At 68.0% G+C, this 21,273-nt stretch carries 23 protein-coding genes; 4 read left to right on the forward strand and 19 right to left on the reverse strand.

What is annotated here, in order from left to right:
* Nucleotides 1-119 precede the first annotated feature (119 nt).
* The 9 genes from ACWGCN_RS12515 to ACWGCN_RS12555 all read right to left on the reverse strand — a co-directional run bounded on the left by ACWGCN_RS12515 (nt 120) and on the right by ACWGCN_RS12555 (nt 9,292).
* Complete coding sequence (locus ACWGCN_RS12515) at nt 120-1,136, reverse strand: lysophospholipid acyltransferase family protein (RefSeq protein WP_378991037.1); 1,017 nt, start codon at nt 1,134-1,136, stop codon at nt 120-122.
* The gene (locus ACWGCN_RS12520) at nt 1,133-2,167 is read right to left on the reverse strand and encodes an NAD-dependent epimerase/dehydratase family protein (protein ID WP_378991038.1); all 1,035 of its coding nucleotides are present in this window, start codon (nt 2,165-2,167) and stop codon (nt 1,133-1,135) included. Before ACWGCN_RS12520 ends, ACWGCN_RS12515 begins: the two co-directional genes overlap by 4 nt.
* Before the next feature lie 234 nt (nt 2,168-2,401).
* Nucleotides 2,402-2,503, reverse strand: coding sequence for a 30S ribosomal protein bS22 (locus ACWGCN_RS12525; protein ID WP_003402602.1), 102 nt, complete (start codon nt 2,501-2,503; stop codon nt 2,402-2,404).
* Nucleotides 2,504-2,691: 188 nt separating this feature from the next.
* Nucleotides 2,692-2,973 carry a helix-turn-helix domain-containing protein gene (locus ACWGCN_RS12530; protein WP_228537168.1) on the reverse strand — a complete coding sequence of 94 codons (282 nt, stop codon included), beginning with the start codon at nt 2,971-2,973 and terminating at the stop codon, nt 2,692-2,694.
* Nucleotides 2,974-3,117: 144 nt separating this feature from the next.
* Nucleotides 3,118-3,936: a pyrroline-5-carboxylate reductase gene (gene proC / locus ACWGCN_RS12535; protein WP_378634139.1), complete on the reverse strand. Its 819-nt coding sequence runs from the start codon at nt 3,934-3,936 to the stop codon at nt 3,118-3,120.
* Between the two features lie 28 nt (nt 3,937-3,964).
* Complete coding sequence (locus tag ACWGCN_RS12540; protein ID WP_379316156.1) at nt 3,965-4,831, reverse strand: thioesterase family protein; 867 nt, start codon at nt 4,829-4,831, stop codon at nt 3,965-3,967.
* A gap of 483 nt (nt 4,832-5,314) precedes the next feature.
* Nucleotides 5,315-6,199, reverse strand: a complete 885-nt coding sequence (locus ACWGCN_RS12545) for a sugar phosphate isomerase/epimerase family protein (RefSeq protein WP_378991040.1) — start codon at nt 6,197-6,199, stop codon at nt 5,315-5,317.
* Between the two features lie 16 nt (nt 6,200-6,215).
* Nucleotides 6,216-8,279 (reverse strand): hypothetical protein, encoded by a 2,064-nt coding sequence (locus ACWGCN_RS12550; protein WP_449967533.1) that lies wholly within the window; start codon nt 8,277-8,279, stop codon nt 6,216-6,218.
* Between the two features lie 26 nt (nt 8,280-8,305).
* Nucleotides 8,306-9,292: a Ppx/GppA phosphatase family protein gene (locus ACWGCN_RS12555; RefSeq protein WP_378634128.1), complete on the reverse strand. Its 987-nt coding sequence runs from the start codon at nt 9,290-9,292 to the stop codon at nt 8,306-8,308.
* A 65-nt stretch (nt 9,293-9,357) separates the two neighbouring features.
* Here ACWGCN_RS12555 and ACWGCN_RS12560 point away from each other — a divergent pair, with 65 nt between their 5' ends.
* The gene (locus tag ACWGCN_RS12560; RefSeq protein ID WP_452459715.1) at nt 9,358-10,236 is read left to right on the forward strand and encodes a hypothetical protein; all 879 of its coding nucleotides are present in this window, start codon (nt 9,358-9,360) and stop codon (nt 10,234-10,236) included.
* Nucleotides 10,237-10,306: 70 nt separating this feature from the next.
* Nucleotides 10,307-10,636 carry a hypothetical protein gene (locus ACWGCN_RS12565; RefSeq protein WP_378634123.1) on the forward strand — a complete coding sequence of 110 codons (330 nt, stop codon included), beginning with the start codon at nt 10,307-10,309 and terminating at the stop codon, nt 10,634-10,636.
* A gap of 189 nt (nt 10,637-10,825) precedes the next feature.
* Here ACWGCN_RS12565 and ACWGCN_RS12570 read toward each other — a convergent pair whose 3' ends face one another.
* The 3 genes from ACWGCN_RS12570 to ACWGCN_RS12580 form a co-directional block, all read right to left on the reverse strand.
* Nucleotides 10,826-11,515, reverse strand: a complete 690-nt coding sequence (locus tag ACWGCN_RS12570) for a response regulator transcription factor (protein WP_056814516.1) — start codon at nt 11,513-11,515, stop codon at nt 10,826-10,828.
* Nucleotides 11,512-12,750, reverse strand: coding sequence for a sensor histidine kinase (locus tag ACWGCN_RS12575; RefSeq protein ID WP_056816211.1), 1,239 nt, complete (start codon nt 12,748-12,750; stop codon nt 11,512-11,514). The genes ACWGCN_RS12570 and ACWGCN_RS12575 overlap by 4 nt, the downstream gene beginning before the upstream one ends.
* Nucleotides 12,751-12,880: 130 nt before the next feature.
* Nucleotides 12,881-13,261 carry a winged helix-turn-helix transcriptional regulator gene (locus ACWGCN_RS12580; RefSeq protein ID WP_379298636.1) on the reverse strand — a complete coding sequence of 127 codons (381 nt, stop codon included), beginning with the start codon at nt 13,259-13,261 and terminating at the stop codon, nt 12,881-12,883.
* Nucleotides 13,262-13,367: 106 nt separating this feature from the next.
* Between ACWGCN_RS12580 and ACWGCN_RS12585 the strand changes: the two genes are divergently transcribed.
* Nucleotides 13,368-14,078, forward strand: a complete 711-nt coding sequence (locus ACWGCN_RS12585) for an NADPH-dependent F420 reductase (protein ID WP_452459714.1) — start codon at nt 13,368-13,370, stop codon at nt 14,076-14,078.
* A 78-nt stretch (nt 14,079-14,156) separates the two neighbouring features.
* Here ACWGCN_RS12585 and ACWGCN_RS12590 read toward each other — a convergent pair whose 3' ends face one another.
* The 4 genes from ACWGCN_RS12590 to ACWGCN_RS12605 form a co-directional block, all read right to left on the reverse strand.
* Nucleotides 14,157-14,504 carry a DoxX family protein gene (locus ACWGCN_RS12590; RefSeq protein WP_452459713.1) on the reverse strand — a complete coding sequence of 116 codons (348 nt, stop codon included), beginning with the start codon at nt 14,502-14,504 and terminating at the stop codon, nt 14,157-14,159.
* Nucleotides 14,505-14,638: 134 nt separating this feature from the next.
* Complete coding sequence (locus tag ACWGCN_RS12595) at nt 14,639-15,376, reverse strand: phosphoglyceromutase (protein ID WP_452459712.1); 738 nt, start codon at nt 15,374-15,376, stop codon at nt 14,639-14,641.
* Between the two features lie 27 nt (nt 15,377-15,403).
* Nucleotides 15,404-15,580: a KOW domain-containing RNA-binding protein gene (locus ACWGCN_RS12600; protein ID WP_170112119.1), complete on the reverse strand. Its 177-nt coding sequence runs from the start codon at nt 15,578-15,580 to the stop codon at nt 15,404-15,406.
* A gap of 86 nt (nt 15,581-15,666) precedes the next feature.
* On the reverse strand, nt 15,667-16,560 hold the full coding sequence (locus tag ACWGCN_RS12605; RefSeq protein WP_452459711.1) for an ROK family protein: 894 nt from the start codon (nt 16,558-16,560) through the stop codon (nt 15,667-15,669).
* Nucleotides 16,561-16,747: 187 nt separating this feature from the next.
* Here ACWGCN_RS12605 and ACWGCN_RS12610 point away from each other — a divergent pair, with 187 nt between their 5' ends.
* Nucleotides 16,748-17,923 carry a lipase family protein gene (locus tag ACWGCN_RS12610; RefSeq protein ID WP_378991049.1) on the forward strand — a complete coding sequence of 392 codons (1,176 nt, stop codon included), beginning with the start codon at nt 16,748-16,750 and terminating at the stop codon, nt 17,921-17,923.
* A 51-nt stretch (nt 17,924-17,974) separates the two neighbouring features.
* On the opposite strand, the gene ACWGCN_RS12615 is transcribed toward ACWGCN_RS12610, so the two are convergent.
* The 3 genes from ACWGCN_RS12615 to ACWGCN_RS12625 form a co-directional block, all read right to left on the reverse strand.
* Entirely contained in the window at nt 17,975-18,469 is a 495-nt protein-coding gene (locus ACWGCN_RS12615) for a type III secretion system chaperone family protein (protein ID WP_378991050.1), read from the reverse strand.
* Nucleotides 18,466-19,824, reverse strand: a complete 1,359-nt coding sequence (mshA, locus tag ACWGCN_RS12620) for a D-inositol-3-phosphate glycosyltransferase (RefSeq protein ID WP_378991234.1) — start codon at nt 19,822-19,824, stop codon at nt 18,466-18,468. The genes ACWGCN_RS12615 and mshA overlap by 4 nt, the downstream gene beginning before the upstream one ends.
* 152 nt (nt 19,825-19,976) lie before the next feature.
* Nucleotides 19,977-20,969, reverse strand: coding sequence for an alpha/beta hydrolase (locus tag ACWGCN_RS12625; protein ID WP_378991236.1), 993 nt, complete (start codon nt 20,967-20,969; stop codon nt 19,977-19,979).
* Nucleotides 20,970-21,273: the final 304 nt, after the last annotated feature.

The raw sequence follows: 21,273 nt of genomic DNA on the forward strand, positions 1-21,273 counted from the left end.
GGAGCAAGCACCGGTGCCTAACCGGCGGCCCCTCAGGGCCGCGACTCGAGCGCGCCAGCGCTCCAACAAACACAGCCTCAACCCTGCCTGGGACTACCGAACAAGTGATCCCGAACGATCTACCCCAGAACCACGTTCCGGCGCTTGGCCAGCAGCTTGTAGAGCGTCTGCTGGATGGTCTCGCGGACCTGGTCGGTGACCTCGAACATCGTCATCGGGTCGTCGGCCTCTTCCGGCTCGAACGCCGTGGTCGCGATCGGCTCACCGAATTCGATGTACCACTTCGACGGCATCGGCACCGCGCCCAGCGGCCCCAGATGCGGGAACAGCGGCGTCACCGGGAAGTACGGCAGCCCGAGCAGGCGTGCCAGCGGCTTGATATCGGCGAGTTTGGGGTAGATCTCCTCGGAACCGACGATCGAGACCGGAATGATCGGCACCCCGGCCCGCACCGCCGCCGACACGAATCCGCCGCGCCCGAACCGTTGCAGCTTGTACCGGTCGGCGTAGTTCTTTCCGACGCCCTTGAACCCTTCCGGGAACACGCCGGCGATGTGCCCGGCGCGCAGCAGCCGCTCGGCATCGGGATGGCAGGCCAGCGTGTGCCCGGCCTTGCGTGCCAGCGCGCCGAGCAACGGCATCTCGAAGATGAGGTCGGCGGCCAGCAGCCGCAGCGCCCGCTGATGCGGATGCTTGTCGTGCACGGCCAGCTGCAGCATCAGCCCGTCGATCGGCACGGTGCCCGCGTGATTGGCGACCAGCAGCGCGCCACCCACGGCGGGGATGTTCTCGATCCCCGCGACCTCGACCCGGAACCAGTAGTCCGACAGCGGCCGGAGCGCGGGCAGGATCACCGATTCGAGCAGGTGCCGGTCGTAGCCGAACTCGTCGACCTGGTAGTCCCCGGTGAGCCTGCGGCGCGCGAACTCGGCGGTCCGTTCGATCTGCTCGCCGACGGCATCGCGCACGATGTCGGTCAGCGACTTCGGCGGGCGGGCGGGCATTCCCGGTCGACGCTCACTGAGGGAGGTGACCGGCATCGCCTGCGTCGGCTGGTCCGGCCATCGCCGGGTCTGCGGTCGCTGCCGGGTCTCGACATTCACGTCGAGACGAATGACTTTCGCTCCCTCGTTCATGTACGCGCTCCTGTACCGGCCCCGATGAGGCCGAGCAGTTTGTGTTCCGCGGCGTCGATCCAGGCCGGATCGAAGACGGGCCGCAACGCTGCGCCCGCGATGAAGTCATCGAATGCCTGGACCGTGGTCCAGCGTGGGGTGAAGCCGAGTTCGGTTCGCATACGGGTGGTGTCGAGCCCGCAGCCGAAGTAGAAATAGTCGGGTTGTTCGCCACTGAATCCGCGCATGATCGGGCCCATCAGCGAGCGACCGACCGTGCGGAAGACGAAAAAGGGAACCGGCGCGACGATGCGCCCGGCACGGCGGATCGCCTGCGACATGGCCAGCGCGCCGTCACCGGCGATATTGACCGTGCCACCGTGTGCGCGCTGCGCCGCGTGCACCAGCACCGCGACCGCGTCTTCCTCGTGCAGCAATTGCAGTCGGGCTTCGCGACCGAGAACGGTCGGGGTGATCGGCGAACGCAGATATTGCACGCCCCGATCGGCCAGGCGAGGACCGACGATCGGCGCGAAACGCAGAATCGATGCGGAAATATCGGGCCTGCGCCGCGCCATTCCACGCACCAGCGCCTCGATATCGATCATGTCGCGTGCGAACCACCCCGCGGGCGGAGTGCGCGCGCCCATTTCCTCGGTGAATTTCGCCGGATCCTTGGCACTGCAGCCGTACACCGCCGACGACGATCGCACCACCACGCGGCGCACCGTCGGCGCTTTCTGACACACGGCGAGCAATTGCATCGCGCCCAGGACATTGAGGTCTTTCATCACCGCGCGACCGCCACCGGCGGGCGGACGGGTGAGCACAGCCGCGTGCACGACGGTATCGACGTCGTTGCCCTCGACGACTTTGCGAATCAGTGGATTCCGGATATCGGCACGCACGAACTCGGCACTACCCATTTTTCGCCGGAGCTCACGGCTGGGAGTGACGGTATCCACCGCGATGACACGTTCGACGCCGGGTTCGGCAGCCAAACGTGCCGCGACATTGCCACCGAAGAAGCGGCTGGCACCCGTGACCAGCACAACTCTCGGTGCGTGTCGTTCCCGTGTATCGGAACTCGAACCTGACCCCACTCAAAGCCCCCTGCTCATCGTGTTTCGCGTACCAGAGTAGCCGCATTCGCGCCACTCGCCGTCACGATCTACAAGCTTTTAACATCGGCGACCCGTCCTCGACCGATGAGCTTCACAAACCCGCGTATTTCACAGCGCGAGCCCGCCACCTGGAAGGTGACGGGCTCGTCGCGGTACGCAGGCTTACTTGCCGAGTTTGCGCCGCTGAACACGCGTGCGGCGAAGCAGCTTGCGGTGCTTCTTCTTCGACATACGCTTGCGGCGCTTCTTGATCACAGAACCCATAGGGTTTCCTCGCGTTCTCTCTACTCGGCATACACACGCGGTGTTCACGTGCGTCGTTTGGCGTCCGCGCCGCCGGGGCAACCGGACACCACGAACGGTGCCACCGGCAGGCGGACACGAACCAGTTGTCCATGCTACCGGGGCACCCGAGCAGCAACGAAACCGCCCTTGTACCTGGCCGAACTACGTCATCCGGCGTCGAAGTACGACGTCTCCAGGTAGTCGTGCACCGCCTTCGCGTGCACTCGGAACGAGCGTCCGACACGCACCGCGGGCAGTTCACCCGAGTGCACGAGCCGGTACACCGTCATTTTCGACACCCGCATGAGATCGGCGACTTCGGCGACGGTGAGAAACTGAGTGCCACCGCCGATCACCGTTTGCGGGGTGGCGCCGACCCGTGGAGCGGGCGAACCCGAACCACCGCCCGACGCCGATGGATTACTTGACATTCTGTTCGCAGACATCATGGCACCATTGACCTCCGGCACGCCCGCGCCGCCGGCTTCCCCACCAGCGGAACAGACACGCACGTGCTTCTACGAGCTTAGCGGGACCAGTGGGATTACTGCGACGGGTGTGAGAAATCGGTTTTCAAACCGGGTACCCGTTTGTCACTCGTTCGTTGCGCCCTGTTCGGCGGACCGCTGCTTGGCCGCGTGTAGCGCCTCGGTGAACGTCGAGCGCAGCGCACCACGTTCGAGTTCGCGCAGTGCCGCGGCGGTGGTACCACCGGGCGAGGTGACCGCGGCACGGAGCTCCGCCGCGCTCTGCCCGGTCTCGTCCAGCAGCGCCGCCGAACCGATCATGGTCTGCACGACCAGTTCGCTGGCCACCTCGCGGGTCAGGCCCAGGCCGACGCCCGCATCGATCATCGCCTCGACGACAAGGAAGAAATACGCCGGTCCCGAACCGGAAACCGCGGTGACCGCGTCCATCTGCGCCTCGGGCACCGTCACCACCTTGCCGACGGCTTCGAGCATCTCGCCGACCTGCTCGAGCTGCTCCGGCTTGGCGTAGCGACCGGGCGATTGCACACTCATACCCTGCCCGACCAGCATCGGCGTGTTCGGCATCACCCGCACCACCGGGAAACCGGCGGGCAGTTTCGACTCCAGCCGGGCGGTGGAGACACCGGCGGCCAGCGAGACGAGCACCTGATCGCGACCGTTGTCGAGGTCGGCCTTGGACAGATCGGTGAGCACCGAGTCGACCACGCCGGGCTTCACCGCGATCACCACGATGTCGGCGCCCTCGACGGCGTCGGCGACCGAACCGCTCACCCGCACCTTGAAGCGCTCGGCCAGCTGCGCGGCGCGCGCGGCGATCGGCTCGACCACGACCAGATCTTTGGTCGCCCGACCGGATTCCAGCAATCCGGCCACCAGCGCCTCACCGATCCGACCGCCACCGACCACCGCAATTCTCGTCATGAGGACAAGGTTAGTTGGCCCGGTGGCGTCAGCGTGCCGCCGGGATCAGGGCCAGCTGGCGACTCTGGGCGACGACCGCACCGGTCGAGTCGATGACCAGGTGGTCCTCGTCGAACATCCGCTCACCGACCTCACGGGCGGTCGCGATGACGCGCAGCCAGCCGGGCGCGGGGACGCGGCGCAGATAAGTGGTCATCTGCACGGTCGGCGACCAACCGAAGTGGCCGAGGTTCATCGGCACCGGCGGGCTGATGTCGGCGGCCATCATCGCGAAGGCGGCGCGGGCCCGCGGATCGGCTTCGTCGCCGTCGAACGGGCGGATCCACAGCCGCAGCCGGGGCGGGCCGGTCTCACCGCGCAGGAATTCACCCCAGGTCGGGTCGATCACCATGTGGGCGCCCTGGCTGACGTGCACGATCTTGCCCATGGGCGAATCGGCGGAGTAGCGGAACGCCTCGTCGACCGGCTCGGCGGGCATGTCGGTGTCGGGGCCGCTCCAGCGCGTCTCGGTGGAGTCGAGGTGGCCGAAGGTGAATGCGGTCCGGACGAGGGTGCGGCCGTTCTGGATCAGGTCCACGTCGGCCAGGCAGATCTGGCGGCCCTTCTTGCGGATGTGCACCGCGTATTCGACCTCACCGGGGTCGGGGGCGCCGAGGAAGTCGGTGCTGGCCGCGATGGGCGCCATCTGGGCGAGCGATTCGTCGGCCTCGGTGAGCCAGCGGGTCGCCGCGGCGGCGGTGGCCGCGACCATGGTGCCGCCGTGGACTTTGGGGCCGATGGTCCAGGTGGGCGCGATGACGCCGGCGTAGCGGCCGGTCTCGGCATCGGTGGTGGTGAGCTCGGTCAGGTCGAGGACCTGACTGAACGGCGCGTCGGTCGCGAGTTCTCGCGTCATCGTCACTCCTGGTCGGGGGGCCACAGCAGTTCGTACAGCGTACAAGCTTGGTGATGGCCGGTGTATTCCGCGCTGGGCAGGGGGTGGGGTTCGAGCAGGTGGTGACGCATCGAGGTTCGAGCAGGTGGTGACGTATCGGGATGCGAGCAGGTGACGTATCGGGATGCGAGCAGGTGACACATCGGGATGCGAGCAAGTGACGTATCGGGATGCGAGCAGGTGACACATCGCGATGCGAGCAAGTGACGCATCGGGGTTACCGAGTCCGGGATAGTTGGGGGCTGTGTTTTTGGAGCGCTGGCGCGCTCGAGCGGGGCCCTGGAGGCCCCGATCTTCCCTCCCTCCGGGTACTCCTTCGTCGCACCCTCCGGTCAGTCCAGATCGGGGCGGGCCCCTTGGGGTAGAGACACATCAGGACTACCCGGCCAGGGTGGTGGTGGTCGTTGGTGGTGACGGATCCGGCTGACTCCGTCTCGCGTTCCGTTATGGCAGGTCGGCGTGGCGAGGTTGGGGGTCGGGGGTGGCGCCGGTGAGGTGGCGGCGTGCGAAATCGAGGGTGCGCGCCAGCTGGGTGGAGCGTTCGGCGGTGGTTCGCGCGTTCTGGGTGTTGATCTCGGCGACCGCGTGGCCGCGAAAACCGGTGTGTATCAGGTGTTCACACAGTTGCGCGCAGGGCTGGGTGCCGTCGCCGGGCACCAGGTGCTCGTCGTGCGCGGCGCCGCGACCGTCGGCCAGGTGCAGGTGGACCAGGCCCTCGCCCATCCGGCGCGCCAGCTCGAGCGCGTCGGCGCCCGCGGTCGCGGTGTGCGAGAGGTCGAGGGTGTAGTGATCGAAGCCGGTGTCGGTCGGATCGAAGGACGGGCTGAACGCGCTCACCGCGCGGCCGGGGCCCGCGCGCCGTTCCAGTCTGCGCACCGCGCCGTCGCGGAACAGGGTGTCGGCCCGCATCGGGAACATGTTCTCCACGGCCACCTTGACCGGGTGATGCGCCTCGAGCTCACCGACCTGATCGGCGAAACCTCGCGCGTAGCGGCGCTGCCAGCGAAACGGCGGGTGCACCACCACGGTGTCGGCGCCGAGCGCCTCCGCGGTCCGCACGCTGCGTTCCAGCTTGGCCACCGGGTCGGCACCCCAGACCCGCTGGGAGATCAGCAGACACGGCGCGTGCACAGCCAGCACCGGGATGCCGTAGCGCTTCGCGTAGGACTGCACCGTCGCGATGTCCTGGCTGGCCGGCTCGGCCCAGACCATCAATTCCACACCGTCGTAACCCAATTCGGCGGCATAGCGGAACGCCGCCTGCGTGTTCTCCGGATACACCGAGGCCGTCGACAGCCCGATCGCGATGTCCGCCCGTGCGTTCCCCACAGCCCACTCCCTGTATTCAGCTGGTACTGAGGAGAAAGGCTAGCGGTCCCAGCGTCACGAAGACGCCCACGACGACGGCGATCACAGTGCTGTAGATGTCGTCGGTGCGGCGCAGGATGCGAACCAGCGCCACCAGACCGAGGATCACGACCGTCGCCAGCGCCAGCGCCACCAACGCCATCGACTCCCACAACGTCTCGAAACCCTTGAACAGCAACATTCCGGCGACCGCCGCGCCCGCGCTCTGCGCGCCCAGGATCATCCACTGGCGGCGGTTGGCGTTGTCGTCGCCGCCGCGCGCCATGCTCGATACGCGCGCGGCACGGCCGGCCACCGACCCGCCCGCTCGGTTACCCGACAATCTGCTCGCGGCTCGCGACTCGGCGACGCTGCCGGTCTTCGACTTGGCCCGGCTCGCCACCTTCGCCCTCGCCCGATCGGCCAGGGTCACGGCGGCAGCCTTGGTCGCGGCACGCCTGCTCGCCCTGGTCGGCTTGGGTTCGTAGTCGTCGTCGTAGTCGTCATCGTCGTCGAATGCCGCGTCGTCGTACTCGGATTCGGCGTAGTCGGCGTCGGAGTAGTCGTTGTCGACGTAATCGCGGTCGACGTAATCGGACTCGGCGTAGTCGTCGGTGTCCTCGTCGTCGGCCTGGTCGGCGCCGACTCGGTAGACGACCTCGGTGTGCGCGTCGGCGTCGGGGCCGCGTTCGGCGCGCTGGCGCAGCAGGTCCCCGGCCACCGACTGCCCGGACACCAGCGGCTGCTCCTGGCTGACCGGCGACCACGCGGCCGTCGGGAAACCACCGCTCTCCGGCGCGGGTGCGTTCTTGTCCGGACGATGCCTGCGCGCCGACCACGACGGCAGCCCGCCGGACTTCGGCTCGCCCCGCCGGCGATCCAGCGAGGGGCGCTGATCCGCGCCGCGGGCAGGCGGGGCGTCGGTGCCCGGCGCGAGGTTGTAGGCCTGGGTGGCTTCGGCGCCCGGCGGCGGATATCCGTTGAAGGCTTGCGCCGCGTCGACACGACCCGGCGCGGGCTGCCCGTTCAGGCCGGGGGCGCCGTTACGCCCCGCCCCGTTGAAACCTCGCGCGGGCTCGGCGCCCGGCCGCCCGTTGCCAGGCTGACCATCGAAAGACTCGCCCGGCCGCCCGTTGAAGCCCGACGCGGGCCTGCCGTCGAAAGACTCTCCCGGTCGGCCGTTGAAGCCCTGCCCTGGCCGGCTGTCGAAGGACCCGGTGCCCCGATGCTCGTCGAAGCCCGATCCGGCCTGATTGTCGAAACCGGGCCCGATATCGGGGAGCGCGTCCAATCCACGCGACTGCCCCGGCCTGCCCATGAAGGCCTGTGGCGCGTCGATGCCCGCCTCGTAGAGCGGCGCGTCGAACGACGGGCGGCCCGGCGCCGGGCTCGCCTCGATGGCTTCTTCCGCGGCTTCGGCGGCTCGCCTGCGCGCGGCCCGGCCGCCGGTGACCGGCGGCGGTTTCGGCGGCTCGGCGTACGGGGCGACCTCGGGCTCATCCGGTCGATGCCGTCTGCCCCCGCCGACCGCGGGCAGCGCACCGGAACCGAACATCTCGGCGATACCGGGATCGACCGGCTGCGTGGGACCGCCGGGAACACCGAGGCGACCCGGACCGCGTCCTCCCCCACGAGAACCGGCATCGCGCGCTTCGGCACGGAACGGCCCGAACGGATCGGACGACGGTCGCTGTTCGGCAAGTCCGAGTGGGTCGCGCGGATCGGGCGCGGAGTACCCCGCATCGGGGTCGAATCGGGTGATCGGGCCTGACATCGGCGAGAAGGCCGGTTCGGCCGGACCGGGCGGCGGGTAGGGCGCGGGCTGGTAACTCGCGGGCGGTTCGTAACTGGGCGCGGGCTCGGGGGCGTAGGTCGGCGGCGGGACATACGCGGGCGGGGGTTCCGGCGCGGGCGCGGCGTGCGAGTTCGGCTTGACCGCCGCGTTCTCACCGGTCAGATCGTTGACCGAGAGTCCGCGCCCGCTGCGCCGTCGTCGTCCACCGCCACCGGAGGTCGCGGGCGCGGCCCCTTGCGCGGCGTTGCGCGCCAGCAGCTCAGCCACCGATAGCTGTTTAGAATCCTCGCTACTCATGCCGACTCCACTTCCGCGACCGGCGTGACCGGCGGCACCGCGGCCGGTCCACCTCCGTTGGGCTCGGAGTCCAGTTTGCGCAAGATGAGGCCTTCGCGCAGCGCCCATGGGCAGATTTCGATGCTGTCGAGCGACAACGCCCGCATACTCGCCTCCGCGACCAATGCGCCGGCCACCAATTGCTGGGACCGATCCGAACTCACGCCTTCCAGTTCCGCGCGGTCCGACGCGGTCATCCGGGAGATGAACGCGATCAGCTGGCGCAGACCGGAGCTGGTCAGTGTACGTCGCACCCGCGGACCGGCCGCCGAGGGTGCCGCGCCGGTCAGCCGGGCCAGCGAACGGAATGTCTTCGAGGTGCCCACGGCCAGGTCGGGCCTGCCCGCGTCGATCATCGTCTTGGACGGGACGACCAGTTCGGCGTCGAGCCAGTCGCGCAGGACCGCGATCTTGCGCTTGCCCGGCGGGTCGTCGCGCAGCCACTCCCTGGTGAGCCTGCCCGCGCCGAGTTGCAGTGACAGCGCCACGTCGGGTTCCTCGTCGCCACCGTTGGACAGCTCCAGCGAGCCGCCGCCGATGTCGAGATTGATGATCCGGCCCGCGCTCCAGCCGAACCAGCGGCGCACCGCGAGAAACGTCAGCCTGGCCTCGTCGTCGCCGGAGAGCACTTGCAGATCGACTCCGGTCATCGCACGGACGCGGGCGAGCACTTCCTCGGAATTGGTTGCCTCGCGCAGGGCCGAGGTGGCGAACGGCATCAGCTCCACGCACTTGGAATTGCGTGCCAGATCAGCGAATTCGAGGATGGTCGCGATCAGCCGCGCCTCGCCCTCCTCGGTGATCCGGCCCACCGAATCCATGCTCTCGGACAGGCGCAACGCCGACTTCGTCGAGCTCATCGGCATCGGGTGGCCACCACGATGCGCGTCCACCACGAGCAGGTGGACGGTATTGCTTCCGACATCGAGAACACCAAGCCGCACACGAATACGGTACTTGGTGATCCGGTACAGCAGGCCAGGCGACTGAACTGTTAGCGTCACGAGTTGTGACCGAAGGCGCATCTGGCACCGCGGAGACCGGGCTCCGACCTGGGCGAAAGATCGACCCAACCCCGGAAGTCGAGCTCGATTTCCCACGGGAGTGGATCGAGTTCACCGATCCAGCAAACGACGAGCACCAGATCGTCGCCGATCTGACGTGGCTGCTGTCGCGCTGGACGTGCGTGTTCGGCACGCCCGCCTGCCAGGGCATCATCGCCGAACGCCCCGACGACGGCTGCTGCTCACACGGCGCTTTCCTGGCCGACAAGGACGACCGCAAGCGCCTCAGCGGTGCTGTGAAGATGCTCACACCCGACGACTGGCAGCTGATGGGCGAGGCCACCGAGAACGGCAAGGTCGTCAAGAAGGGTTACCTCGAACTCGACGAACTCGAGGACGAACCGGCCCTGCGCACCCGTCGCTTCGACGGCGCCTGCATCTTCCTCAACCGTCCCGGATTCGCGGCGGGCCCCGGCTGCGCGCTGCACATCATGGCCGTGCGCAAGGGCATCGAACCCCTGGAAGTGAAGCCGGACGTGTGCTGGCAGCTGCCGATCCGGCGCACCCAGGACTGGGTGGAACGCCCGGATGGCGAGCAGATCCTGCGCACCGTGGTCACCGAATACGACCGGCGCGGCTGGGGACCCGGCGGCCTGGATCTGGATTGGTACTGCACGGGCTCTCCCGACGCCCACGTCGGCGCGAAGCCGGTCTGGCAGTCCTACGGCCCGGAACTGCGTGAGCTGCTCGGTGCGCCCGCCTACGACGAACTCGCCAAGCACTGCCGCCGGCGCGAGGGCCTCGGCCTGGTCGCGGTGCATCCGGCGACGGTCGAAGCCGAGCGGATGAACCCCGAACCTCACAGATCGAATCACGCGGAGTGAAAGCCTCGTAACCATTCGGTTCATCTGTAGGTCGTGCATCCGTCACCGAACTCGGGTTGGATAGCTGTTCATGTCCAAGAAAGCGATCTACGCAGCGACCCTCGCGATCGGCGCGACCCTCTCCATGACCGGCCTGGCCAATGCCGAACCGAACGGTGATCCGGCCGCGTACGCGGACTTCACGGCCGACTTCGTGAACTACAACGACCCGGCCGCGATCGACGCCGCCAAGAACGGCAAATACATCATCATCAGCACGAAGGGCACCTCCTCGCCCATCGGCTGCCGCGGCAACGGCGCCGACGTGCCGATCTACGACTGCAAGCAGTTCGACGGCGTGGAAGTGGTCGCCCTGAAGAAGATCGACACCCCCCTCGGCACCGCCTGGAGCGTGCTCTGACCGCCTCTCCGCGACTCTTGGCCAGATCTAGGTGCGGGTGACCTATGTACGCGGCCGGCGGCAAGGCATCCAGTTCGTTGGCTCGTGCCCGGTGAGTTACCCATGTTCTCGCTAGATCAGTCATTCCGTCTATGAACGAAAAGGATCCCGTCGGTGTGCCGACGGGATCCTTTCGTTCTCGGGGTGGTGTCAAGCCTCGAGCTTGTAGCCGAGTCCTCGCACAGTCACCAGGTGTTCCGGCTTGGCCGGGTCTGCCTCGATCTTCGAGCGCAGGCGCTTGACGTGCACGTCGAGGGTCTTGGTGTCGCCCACGTAGTCGGCGCCCCAGACGCGGTCGATCAGCTGGCCGCGGGTCAGCACGCGGCCGGAGTTGCGGAGCAGGTACTCGAGGAGGTCGAACTCCTTGAGCGGCAGGGTGACCTGACCACCGTTGACGTGCACGGTGTGGCGGTCCACATCCATCCGCACCGGTCCAGCCTCGAGCACGCCGTTCTCGCTGCCGGAGTCCAGCTCGTCACCGGCGCCGCGGCGCAGCACGGCCCGGATCCGCGCGATCAGCTCGCGCGCCGAATACGGCTTGGTGACGTAGTCGTCGGCGCCCAGTTCCAGCCCGACGACCTTGTCGATCTCGCTGTCGCGGGCGGTCACCATGATCACCGGCACGCCGCTGCGCGTGCGCAACTGCTTGCACACGTCGGTGCCGCTCATGCCGGGCAGCATCAGGTCCAGTAGCACGATATCGGCGCCGGAGCGGTCGAATTCGGCCAGCGCGGACGGGCCGTCGCCGACGACGGTGACGTCGAAGCCTTCCTTGCGAAGCAGGAACGCCAGCGGCTCCGCCAGCGAATCCTCATCTTCGACGATCAACACACTCGTCATCTGCGTGCCTCCACACCGTTCGTTCGTCCCGCGAGAGTGCGCGGGACGGTGGTTTCTCTCGTGGTGGACTCCGGCGTCTGTTCCGCGTCCTCGTCCCCATCGGTTTCCAGATGGGCGGGGATGCGCAGCGTGAACGTCGAGCCGGTGCCCAGTTTGCTCCACAGGGTGATTTCGCCGTTGTGGTTGGCCGCCACGTGTTTCACGATGGCCAAGCCGAGCCCGGTGCCGCCGGTCGAGCGGGAGCGGGCCTTGTCGGAGCGGAAGAACCGCTCGAACACCCGTTCCTGGTCTTCCTTGGCGATCCCGATGCCACGATCGGTGACCGCCATCGCGACATGATCGCCGCGCAGCGACCGGCTCACCGACACATGCGAACCCTGTGGTGAATACGCGATCGCATTCTCCACCAGATTCGACAGCGCGGTCACCAGCAACGTTTCGTCGCCGAGCACTTCCAGCCCGCTGGGCCGGTCGGTGCTGACGGTGATGCCCGCGGCCTCGGCGGCGGTGCGCGAGCGGTCGACCGCCTGCTGCACCACCGTGTCGACGTCGACCACGGCCAGGTCGGGCAGTTTCTCGGCGCCCTGCAATCGCGACAGGGCGATCAGCTCGGTCACCATCTTGCCCAGGCGCCGCGATTCGCCCAGCACGCGCGAGCCGAAGTGGCGCACGGCCTCGGGGTCGTCGGCCGATTCCAGCATGGCCTCGGCCAGCAGGCTCATCGCGCCGACGGGGGTCTTGAGTTCGTGGCTGACGTTGGCGACGAAATCGCGCCGCGTCGCCTCCATGCGGGCCTGCTCGGAATCGTCGTCGGCGAACAGCACGACGAAGCTGGTTTCCTCGCGGGAGAGTTTGCGGGCCACACCACGCACGGCGATCCGGCCGCGGCCGGGTAGCGGGTTCTTGGCGGTGAGGTCGTATTCGGCGGATTCGCCGGTCGCGAGGACCTTCTCCACGGCGGCCCACGCGCGTTCGTCGAGCAACCGGTTACGGACCAGCCCGAGTTCCTCGGCGCGCGGATTCACCAGCACCACATCGCGGTATTCGTCGACCACCGCGATGCCGGACTCGGAGGCGAGCACGATCAGGTCGAGCACCTGCGACATCGTCAGCCCGGTGTCTTCCTGGGTGCGGGCGGCCTGCCTGGCATTGACGAACGGGATCAGCAGGCCACCGACTGCCAGCCCGACGACAGCCGCGAGGACTGCCAACAGCACGGCCTGCGGAACACTCACAAGATTGATCGTACGAGTGCGGACCGACATAACGTCGGCGGGTCGACGAAGTTTCGCGCAGGTCACAGGCACTTGGCATGGCGTTCTTTTGCCGTTCACCCAGCGGGCACCTGGACCTTCGCCGGGCGTGTCAGCCGGGCGGTTCGCCGTACATCGCGGTGGTCACCGCGGGCCCGTGTCGGTCGACCCATGCGCCGAGCGCATAAATCGGAACCAGCAGATCGCGGCCCGCTTCGGTGAGTTCGTACTCCACTCGCGGCGGCGCTTCGGCATACCGCCGCCTGCGTACGAGCGTCATCCGCTCCATCCGCCGCAACGTCTGGGTCAACATCTTCTGACTGATCCCACCGGCCCCCGTCAGAAGTTCGCTGTGACGTTGCGGACCATCGCGCAACAGGTACACCACCACCGGCAGCCACGAGTTCGCGAACAGGTCCACCGCCATTCGCGCGGGGCAGTCGGCCTCGTAGTCACCGTAGGGCGGGTATTGCACCGGTTCGGCGGCGGTCATGGGTACCAGCGTGCCACCGCCGAAAGGCACCCGCGGGTGCCTTTCGGCCTTTCTAGCGTCGGTGTGGCCGATGCCACCGGGCTCGGCACGAATCACGGGAGTTCTCATGCGTATCGGAATCATCGGCGCGGGCGCGATGGCGTCCGCTTTGGGTGGCGGCTGGGCCACGGCGGGCCACGAGGTGCGGATCGGGGCCCGCTCGGCCGACTCGGCGCAGGCACTCGCGTCCGAGATCAGCGCGATCAGCGGACCGGCTGCCGACCGGGCGAGCAGATCTCCGGTCGACGTGCGACCGGCGACGATCAGCGCGGCGATCGCCTTCGCCGAGGTAGTGCTGTTCGCGGTACCCGTGAGCGCGCTCACCGAACTGCTCACCACACACGGCGCCGAGCTGGCCGGAAAGATCGTCATCGACTGCACCAACGCGTTCCTGCCCGACGAATCGGCACCCGACGGCGTCACCGCGTTCGTCCTGAGCGAGGACGCGGTGGCCGAACGTATCGCCGCGGCCGCGCCGAAAGCCCACGTGGTCAAGGCCTTCAACCTCCTCGCCGCCGAGGTGTGGGCGGGCGCCGACCGAGTCTTCGACGGTGTGCGGTTGGCCGTCCCGATCTGCGGCGACGACGCGGCGGCGGTACAGACAGTGGCCCGGCTCGCCGAAGAACTGGCCCTGCAACCGTTTACCGCGGGCGGTCTGCACCGCGCCAGATATCTGGAGGCGACCTCGGTCTTCACCGTCGGCCTCTGGTTCGCCGGCCTCGATGCCCGCGCGATGTTGCCTCCACTGTCGGCGGCCTTCGCGGTCGCCGACGCCTGACACACGGTCGGGCCGGCGCAATCGTGGGGATGCGTCGTCATCCACACGATCACGCCGGCCTCGGCCGTGCCGGGACGTTCAGGCGGCGATCCCCAAACCCAGCGCCACGGCGACCGGCGCCAGGTACAGCACCGGGAACGCGACCGTCTTGTACGACCGCGCCCGCAATACCGTCACCACCGCACCCGCGAAGTACAGGATCAGCCCGATCGCGGCGAGAACCCCGATCACCGGCACGAACAGGCCGACCAGCAGCCCGATCGACCCGAGGGCCTTGGCGATGCCCAGCGGTGTCCACCAGGTCTGCGGTACGCCGTATTCCACCAGCGGCTCCACCACGAACGGTGCCCGGCGCACCAGCGAGAACGCCGAGAACCCCACCCACAGTGCGGCGACGACAGTGACGATGACGTAGGCGGTGTACATGGCGTAACTCCTTCGGCAGCCGCGTGTTTCGCGGTATCTACCGAGGTGACGACACAGCCCCCGCGAGTGTGACATCGCCCGGAAAACACGACGGCCCCACACCGTTGGACGGTGTGGGGCCGAAGCGCTGGGAGTTACTTGCCGCCCTGGCTGGCGACAGCGGCGGCACCGGCGGCGGCAGCGGCCGGGTCCAGATATTCGGCGGCCTTCACCGGGCGCATGTTCTCGTCCAGTTCGTAGACCAGCGGAATGCCGGTGGGGATGTTCAAGCCGGAGATGTCCTCATCGGAGATGCCGTCGAGGTGCTTGACCAGCGCGCGCAGCGAGTTGCCGTGCGCGGCGACCAGCACGGTCTTGCCGGTCAGCAACTCCTTGGAGATGGTGTCTTCCCAGTACGGGACCATCCGCTTGACGACGTCGAGCAGGCACTCGGTCTCGGGGACCTCGATGCCCGCGTAGCGCGGGTCGCCTTCCTGGCTGTACTCGTTGTCGGGCTGGATCGGCGGCGGCGGGGTGTCGTAGCTGCGGCGCCACAGCATGAACTGCTCCTGGCCGTACTGCTCGCGGACCTGCTCCTTGTTCTTGCCCTGCAGATCGCCGTAGTGGCGCTCGTTGAGGCGCCAGTCGCGCACGACCGGGATCCACAGCCGGTCGGCGGTGCCGAGCGCGTTGTCCGCGGTGCTGATCGCGCGGCGCAGCAGCGAGGTGTAGACGACATCGGGCAGGATGCCTGCTTCTTTGAGCAGCTCTCCGGCCCGCTTGCCCTCGGCGATGCCCTTGTCGGTGAGTTGGACGTCCACCCAACCGGTGAAGAGGTTGAGGGCATTCCATTCGCTCTCGCCGTGGCGCAGTAGCACGAGGGTGTAGGTCATAGGGGTCATTCTGACATTGCGGTGATGTCAGGCCCACTCCACCTCGTCGAAGCCGATGACGATCTCGTACGGCCCGCCCTTGACCAGCGCGTCGACCTGTAATCGTGACGCCACCGAGTCGACTTCGCGCACTACGGCGCACACTCCTTGGAACGGACCCTCCGGTATATGGACGACATCGCCCGGCACGTAGTCGGCAGCCACCTCATGGAGGCTACGCCCGCCGGTGACCAGGCCGAACGAACGCGCCGAGCACACTGTCGGCCGGACCGAAGAGTCCTCACATCGCCTCAATCCGCGGCGGCCTCGACCGCTAGCACCCCCGCACCGACCAGTGTGGCGCCTTCGCTCAACGTCGACAGTTCCACCGACAGTTCCTCGACGAACTCGAGCCGCGCATGCCGGGCGACGGCAGCGCGCAACGGTCCCCACAGCGGCTCCCCCGAATGCGCGAACCCGCCGCTGATCACCACCCGATCCACATCCAGTAGCACGGCGGCCGACGAGATTCCCGCACCGAGGCCGGTTCCCGCACGTGCCATGGCGGCGAGCGCGATCGGATCGCCACGATGCGCGGCCTCGGCGAGCTCCATCCCGCTCGCCCCGGCCCAGCCACGTGCCCGCGCCCAGCGCACCGACGACATTCCGCTCGCCACCGCTTCGACGCACCCGAATCCCCCACAGGGACAGGCGGTGTCATCCCCGGGCACCACGATGTGCCCGATGTGACCGGCGTTTCCCGTGCGCCCCACCACAACCCGACCGTCGGCGACGATCCCCCCACCGACTCCCGAGGACACCGTCATGGCCAGGCCGTTGTCCACCCCGCGCAACCCGCCCACCCGATGCTCGGCCAGCACCAGACAGGCGCCGTCGATGGCCAACCGCACCACCGCGTTCGGGAACAGCGCGCGCACGTGGTCGACGATCGCGAACCCGCCGCGCCACGCCGCCAGGTTCAACGGCCTGATCGTTCCCGCGGGCACATCGACCGGCCCCGCCGCTCCGATCCCGACCGCGCTCACCTCGTTGTCACCTGCCACAGCGACCAGAAGGTCTCGACACGCCGCCCACGGATCGTTCGAGGCGGCGGGGGCCCGGCGCACCCCGTGCAGCCGGTAGTGCGGGTCCACAAGTCCCGCAGCGAATTTCGTTGCCCCGATATCGAGCGCAAGCACCGCCATCACCACTCCTACCTCCCGTGCCGGGCCGCGTCGCCGCACACCTCGCCCGCACCTGATGTGAGTCATCACAACATGTGGCACGCGACACTTTGACTACTGGTCGGTACAAATCACAGGTTTTCGTTAGATACTTCGACACGGGTCGGGTCATCTCGTTGGGCAGCACTACTGTTGATGAAGGAAAGCTGTGTCGAAAATCGCTGTACTGGTGTTGAGTCTGCTATCTGTGGGCTTGTTCGCCGCGCCCGCGGGCGCGAACCCGCTGTATCCGACGCCTGATCCGGATCCGTTCTTCACCGCACCCGCCGACATCGCCGCGCTGGCACCCGGCGACGTTGTGCGGACCCGCCACATCGACACCTGGATGTACCCGGGCACCGAAGGCCACCAGGTCGCGTTCCGCTCCACCAATTCGGCGGGCAACGCGATCATGGGCATCACCACCGTGCTCATGCCGATCGGCGTGAAGAACCCGCCCCTGGTGTCGTACCAGGCGCTGATCAACTCCATCGGCACCCGCTGCAATCCGTCGCAGTCGCTGTTCAACGGCGAGCTGCAGGACGCGCCGGGCGCCATGCTGCCGCTGGCGCGCGGCTGGGCGATCTCGGTGCCCGATTACCTCGGCCCGACGGTGGCCTATGGTGCGGCCAAGCTCAGCGGCATGGTCACCCTCGACAGCGTGCGCGCGGTGCAGAAGGTCGCCGAGCTCGGCGTCGGCAACTCGCCGGTGGCGATCGCCGGCTACTCCGGCGGCGGCATGGCCACCGCGTGGGCGGGTGCGCTGCAGCCCACCTACGCACCGGAACTGAAGCTCGCGGCCGTGGTGTCCGGCGGCATCCCCGCCGACCTCGAATTGATGGCCGACGCACTGGGTTTCGCGCCGCACCCCGGCTTCGGCCTCGCCTTCGCCGCCGCGATGGGCATCGAGCGCGAGTACCCCGAGCAGGTGCCGGTGTCGGACCAGCTCAACGAGAACGGCCTGTGGTTCCGTGAATTCACCAAGGACGCGTGCCGTCGCTTCCTGCTGTTCCACGGTGCCCTGCGCAACGCCGAGCAGATGGCGGCGTCCAAGGAGCTGATGGGCAGCCAGGTGGCCCGTGGGGTGTTGCGCGAGAACAGCCTCGTGCACTTCCAGGGCGCGCCGACCGCACCCACCTACATCTGGCAGGGCAAGTACGACATCCTCACCCCGTACGCTCCGGTCGCCGAGACCATCGCCCGCTGGTGTGGTCAGGGTGCCCCGGTCCAGCTGAACACGGTCGAGATCTCCGAGCACATGACCGCCGCCGTGGCGGGTTTCCCGGACGCGTGGAACTACGTCGAGGCCCGCTTCCGCAACGAACCGGTCCCGACGAACTGCTGAGCTGAAAAACGATGCCGGACAGGAACTTTCCTGTCCGGCATCGTGGTGTTCTCAGACCTTGTCGGCGTCGTCGATGAGGTGCTCGAAGGCGCGCAGGTTCTTCAGCGACTCACCGCGCGAGACCCGCCACTTCCATTCCTTGCGAATGGATTCGGCGAACCCGAGCTCGAGCAGGATGTTGAAGTCGTTGTCGACCGCCTCGAGGATCTGACCGAAGATGCGGTCGAGTTCGTCGGCGGTGACCGACTCGGCGGACATCCGGCCCACCAGGTAGATGTCGCCGACATTGTCGAGGGTGTAGGCCACGCCGTAGAGGCGGCGGTTGCGGCGCAGCAGGTATTTGTAGACGCCTTCGAAGTTCTCGTCCGGCTTGCGGCACACGAACGATTCGATGCGGACACCGTGCTTGCCGACGGTCAGCATCACCGTGGTCTTCAGCTTGCGCTCGCCGGGCAGCACCACGATGAAGGTGTCGTCATCGTGGCGGGTGTACTCGATCTCGCGATCGCGCAGCGTGTCGTCCACTACCTGCGAAACGGCGCTCACCTGCGCACTCCCGTCCGGCGCCGCAACAGCGCCCGCGATCTGGCCTGCCTGGTCTCGCCCGCGTGCAGGGCGATGGGACCGCGTTCGGTGCGGAATCCGGCCATCGCGGCAGCGTAGCTGTCGAGCAGGCCGTCGGCGGTGTGCGCCCAGGAGAACCGGCTGGCGTGCTCCACGGCGGTGGCGCCCATGCGGGTGAGCCGGTCGGGATCGTCGAGCAGGGCGGCCAGCGCGTCGGCCCAGTCGGGGGTGCGATGCCCCGGCACGAGCAACCCGGATTCGTGGTTGCGGACCGCGGTGCCGAGACCGCCGACGTCGGCGGCGAGAACGGGGGTACCGCTGGCCTGCGCCTCGATGGCGACCAGGCCGAAGGATTCGTTGTAGCTGGGCACGGCCACCACATCGGCCGCGCGATACACCTGCACGAGCTTGTCGGCGGGCTGCGGCGGCAGGAACGTGACCCGTTCGGCGATGCCGAGGTCGGCGGCCAGTTCGATCAGCGCGTCGGGCCTGGCCAGTCCGGTGCCGGACGGCCCGCCCACGATCAGCACGCGCAGCTTGCGGCTCGGATCACGGCCGAGGAGCTCGGCGGCCGCGCGCACGAGGACATCGGGGGCCTTGAGCGGCTGGATCCGGCCGATGAACGCGACGATCTGCTCGTCGGCGCGCAACCCGAGCTCGGTGCGCGCGGCGAGCTTGTCACCGGGCCGGTAACGGGTCAGGTCGGCGCCGGGCGGCACCACGTCGATGCGGTCGGGCGAGGCGCCGTAGAGCTCGACGAGCTGACGGGCTTCGTCACCGGTGTTGGCCACCAGCCGGTCGGACTCGGCGATCACCTGCTTCTCGCCGATCACCCGGGTCTCGGGTTCGGGAGTATCGCCCTCGGCCAGCGCGGCGTTCTTCACCGCGGCCAGGGTGTGCGCGGTGTGCACCAGCGGCACCCGCCAGCGGTCGCGTGCCAGCCACCCGACCTGGCCCGACAGCCAGTAGTGCGAATGCACGAGGTCGTAGTGGCCCGGCAGATGCCGCGCTTCCTGGCGCAGCACCTCGGCGGTGAACGGACACAGCTGGGTGGGCAGCTCGTGCTTGTCGAGTCCCTCGAACGGGCCCGCGACCACGTGGCGCACGATCACGCCGGGTGCGGCCTCGGCCACCGGCGGCAGCTCCGAGGAGGTCGCCCGGGTGAAGATCTCCACCTCGGTGCCCCGTTTGGCCAGCTCGAGCGCGGTTTGCAGCACGTAGACATTCATCCCGCCCGCGTCCCCCGTACCGGGCTGCGCCAGCGGCGAGGTATGCACCGATAGCACCGCGATGCGATGGGGCAAAAGATCGGGACGACGCTGGCTCACACCCTCCAGTGTGCACGCCGCGACGCCGCCACCGTCGCCCCTACCGGGTTCGGTGACGGCTGTCACAGCGTGTTCGTGAGTGAGTTCACGTCCTCGTCGTGGTCGAGCCTGCCCGATCCGCGGTCCGCGCGCGAGCGGATTTCGGCCCTCGCGTTCGGCCGTCACGCGCGGTGCAGCGCCGCCTCGAACACGGGCCACGATTTGTGCATGTCCTGCTCCCAGTAGCCCCACGAGTGAGTGCCGTTGGGGCGCATGTCCACGGTCGCGGGGATGCCGAGTGTTTGCAGTCGATCGCGCAGCTGCTGGGTGCACAGATTCGTGACGGCTTCGAGCCCGGCGCCGAACAGCAACTGCATGGTCAGCTGCGCCGGGTCGCCCTGGGCGGCGGTGATGGTGTCGTACGGTCCGGGAATGCCGGTGCCAGAGGAGATGTAGACGTCGGTGCCGCGCAACGCTTCCGCGTGCAGGTAGGGGTCGTTGGCCGACCACGCGGGATCGGTGGGTGGGCCCCACATATTGGCCGCGTTGCCGAGCCTGCTGCCCACCACCGTCCGCACGATCGCCTGTCCGCGTGGATCACTCGTGCGCACGCACCCGCTGTAGGACCCGATCGCCCGGTACAGGCCCGGCTCGGCGAGCGCGAGCTGGAACACCGAGGTACCCGCCATCGACAGTCCCGCGATGGCATTGGCGCCGGTGCCGCCGAACTCCGCGTCGATCACGGGCGGTAGTTCCCTGGTGAGAAAGGTGGTCCAGCGCTGCTTGCCCAGCACCGGGTCGTCGGTTCGCCAGTCGGCGAAATAGCTTCCGGCCCCGCCGAACGGGATCACCACATTGACCTGTTTGTCCTTGAAGAACTCGACGACATCGGTGCGATCGAGCCAGTTGCCGTCGGCACCTCCGCCGACCCCGTTGAGCAGATACAGCGTCGGCGCGGGCGCTTTCGGATCGGCGGCCCGCAACACCCGCACCCGGGTGACGATGTCCATCGCCGGTGAGTACACGCCCACATCGATGGTGCGATCCGGTTCGACCCGCTGATCCTCGATGTGCGCCGCCCCCGGTTCAGCGGCTGCGGGCACCCCGGCCACGACACCGGCCAACAAGCCCAGCACGGCCACTGCGACCCGTACGCCCACTGCCCGACCAAACATCATCGAACTCCGTTCTCGACGCCGAATCCTCTTCTCCACATACGATCCAACGACATTCCAGAACGCTACACACGAATTCAGCGGAAGTCTGTGACGATTCCCAGAAGATTTTCCTGAACTCTGGACGCTCGATCCGATTGGTTAGCGAGAACAATCACAGGCCGATCACATCAGCACGGCAGACCAATCACACCGATCACCCTACCTGCGCAGACACCTGGTCTGCTCGTCACGACCCGCGCACCCGCCGACAGATATCGTCTCCGCGAATAGACCGACCGGACCTTTTCATCGGATACCGAGA

This window comes from Nocardia sp. NPDC055050 (assembly GCF_053608345.1).